At 45.4% G+C, this 2,167-nt stretch carries 1 protein-coding gene; it reads right to left on the bottom strand.

The window, feature by feature from the left end; genetic code table 11:
• Window positions 1-102: 102 nt before the first annotated feature.
• A complete protein-coding gene (locus GMD1S_RS07335) occupies window positions 103-1,782 on the bottom strand; it encodes an alpha-L-fucosidase (protein ID WP_008280219.1) in 1,680 nt (559 codons plus the stop codon).
• Between the last annotated feature and the right edge of the window lie 385 nt (window positions 1,783-2,167).

The raw sequence follows: 2,167 nt of genomic DNA, 5'->3' as shown, positions 1-2,167 counted from the left end.
CACCAAGACCTCTTGAAAGCTGAGCAACTGACCTTCACCCTCAGCTGGCTACCAAATCACTCCTAACCAAAAGAACCTTTGCATCGCGCAAAGGTTCTTCTTTTATGAAACTTGGACCTGAAGCTGGTCAACCAGCTGCCTATCTACCGTCAGATTTAGATAAAAATCTAAGTTTTTATCGCCTGCAAAATACAAGGTTGGTAGCGTCAGCCTTTTTTCAGTCTCGCCAACTTGAAACGCAAGGACTTGAATCTCGTCCCGATAAGCAACACCATGCACACCCGTCCCTGGTTGAATCGAAATCTTAGCTTCTAAAGGACTGCTAGATTCTCTTCGCTTCACTGTAAAGTGGACATTTTCTCCCTTGGTCACAACTAGACTTTTTTCTGAAAACTCTAACTGTTGAACAGCTTCTTTTTTCGACAAGGTAGGTGTTTTATAGAGTGAAATCTTGGTCAACAAAGGCAAAGCCTGTGCCTCTGTAATGATCACACGCACCTTCTGAGCCTCTACCATGGATCCTCGCAAAAGGCGTTTATAGCCAACAGTATAGCCGGATTCAAACTCCTGCCAGACACCATCCAACTCTACCTGAACACGGAAAGCAGCGATGCGTTGCCCCAAATTCAAATCTTCTCTTAACTCAATCACATCAAAAGCTTTAGGTGCACCTAAATCAAGCTCTAATTGGATTGGCAACTCTGCATCACTTGCCCATGAACTGGTCTCTAGCCCATCTGTCAGATGATGACAGGCATAGTCTGGTGATAGAGCAGGGCCAGATACCGTGGCTCCCAAAGCCAAATCTTCTTTATATAGCTCGTCACGGTAGGCAGCAAATTCATAGAGACGCTGGATATCCTTTTCATCAAAGAGGCCATCTTGGTTCGGTGGGATATTAAGCAAGAGTGGAGTTCCCCGCCCTACCGAGTGAAAGTAGATTTCGACCAACTCCTCCAGAGACTTAGGATCCTGATCCTCATGGTAAAACCAGCCCGGCCGAAGAGAAACATCTGCCTCACCGATTGAAAATAGCGTCCCAAAGGGGTCTCCGTGCTGTAGATAATCTAATTCCGCCTCTGTTCCTAACTGGTCTGGCTTGACTTTTTGCCACAAGGGATCCCCTGCATAGCCTCGTTCATTGCCAATCCAGCGAATACTAGTTCCCTCAGTTGAGAAAATCAAACAATCGCCCTGCAAGTCACGAATGGTTTCAAACCAAGTCTCAAACTCATAGTTGACCTTCTGGGCCCCTTCGCCTCGAGCACCATCCATCCACACCTCAGTGAACTTACCGGCATTTCCATAGGCAGGATTTGACAAGATTTCCTTCAATTGAGCCAGATAGTAGGCATTGTAATCCGCTTCTTGGTCCACGTGATAGAGGGGACTGTGAGCATCCCAAGGAGACAAATACACTCCCATATCCATATCAAACTCAGTCACAGCTTGGGAAACCTCAAGGAGCAAGTCCCCCTTTCCATCCCTCCAAGGACTAGCCTTGATCGAATAATCTGTGTGGGATGTCGGGTAGAGAACAAAGCCATCGTGGTGCTTCACCACCAAAATCAGCTTTTTAAAACCCGTTTCTTTAAGCACTCGAACCCATTCACGCGCATCCAACTTAGTCGGGTTAAAACGCATAGGATCCTCTTGCCCACTTCCCCATTCCTGGTCATAAAAGGTATTGGGACCAAAATGGATAAAGGCAGCTAGTTCATCCTCTAAATAATCCAGCTGGGCCTGACTTGGTAATGGTCCATGCGGTTTTATGTTCGTCATCATCTCACATCTCTTTCTCTTGTTCACAAAATTATCCACAACTTGTGGATAAGAAAACATGCCTAAAAACTAGTTTCTCCAAAATCCAGCTCTTAGACTTAGAGGCCTTCACCCCTAAACAGACCTTTGTCAAACAGCTCTGTACTAGGGTTTCTACTAGCTCTCTGGCAAGTTACTAATGTACGGAACTAGTATCAGGGTGCTTCAACACCCTGAGTTATATGTCATTTTCCCCTAGACTTATCCACAGACTGTGAATAAACTAGTGTTCCAGACCGCTCTCTCCTTGACTATAACAAAAAGCGATAGCAGCGTCAATATGACTAAGCTCCCTTCCTAAATCCCCTGAAAAGATTCTATAATTTGTACAATCGTAGCTTTTGCA

Origin of the sequence: Streptococcus sp. GMD1S (assembly GCF_000296875.1) — a bacterium.
Classification (GTDB): Bacteria; Bacillota; Bacilli; order Lactobacillales; family Streptococcaceae; genus Streptococcus.
This window is presented reverse-complemented; position numbering and strand designations above follow the sequence as displayed.

What these genes read in the sequence shown, in the direction of transcription:
- GMD1S_RS07335 (WP_008280219.1), bottom strand. Translation starts at nt 1,782, where the DNA reads ATGACGAACATAAAACCGCATGGACCATTACCAAGTCAGGCCCAGCTG.